1 protein-coding gene is annotated in these 772 nt (G+C 56.9%); it reads right to left on the bottom strand.

Annotated elements, in window-relative coordinates:
* Positions 1–505, bottom strand: a 505-nt coding sequence (locus A3754_RS23590; RefSeq protein WP_063521506.1) for a hypothetical protein, incomplete at its 3' end; no start/stop codon positions are given.
* Between the last annotated feature and the right edge of the window lie 267 nt (positions 506–772).

Genomic DNA, 772 nt, shown 5'->3' with positions numbered 1-772 from the left:
CGCCACGCTTGAACAGCATAAAGCCGTAGTAGTAGGTGCCGCTTTCCACCTCATCATCCTTCACCTTGGCCGCATCGACATTGATGCCGATGATGGCGAACAGCGCCTTCGGGTCTGCATCGTCCAGGAATTCCCGGTAGGAGGCTTCGGCGCTGGTGACCATGGGGGCTTTGGCGACCACTTCACGCAGGTAGCTGTTAAGGCTGAGATTGAGCAGCGTCAGGTCTGATGCGAAGCGCGGGGCTTCGATCATCGGGTGGTTTTCCACGTTCAGGTAGTCCACCCGAAACAGGCGGCCGCTGCCGTCCCAGAAGGTGGTGGAGCCCCCGTTACGGTCACAGCGTTCATCCAGCACCACTTCGCCACGGAAAGTGTTGATGCCAAGATCAAGGATGTAGGCGCCGGCCGGTGAAAAGTAGTAATCGCCCTGGCGTTCCCCTTGCAGGCCCTGACAGGCAACAAGGAGCAAACTCAAGGACAGCGCGGCAGTTTTGATTATTTTCATTATTCGCCCCGGATATAAAAAAGCACACCGATCATAGCATACCCGTTGCATAGTGCAGCGATTAACCTTTTGTTAGGGAACCTCTGAATAACCCCTTGCATGCTCAGCGTGGCCTGAAGCGTGCAGCTGTTGTGTCTTGTCTCGATGGCCAGGGTGGTTCCCTTTCCGAGAGGCAAGGCGCAGCAGATGTGCGCTTCAGGCCGCGCCCTTCGGGTCTTCCAGGCTGGCCCGCACTCGTTGTTGCCCTTTTTCGATGGATGGACATAC

This window comes from Alcanivorax sp. HI0083 (assembly GCF_001635175.1).
The sequence above is the reverse complement of the archived record's forward strand: the minus strand, read 5'-3'. Positions and strand labels throughout refer to the sequence as shown.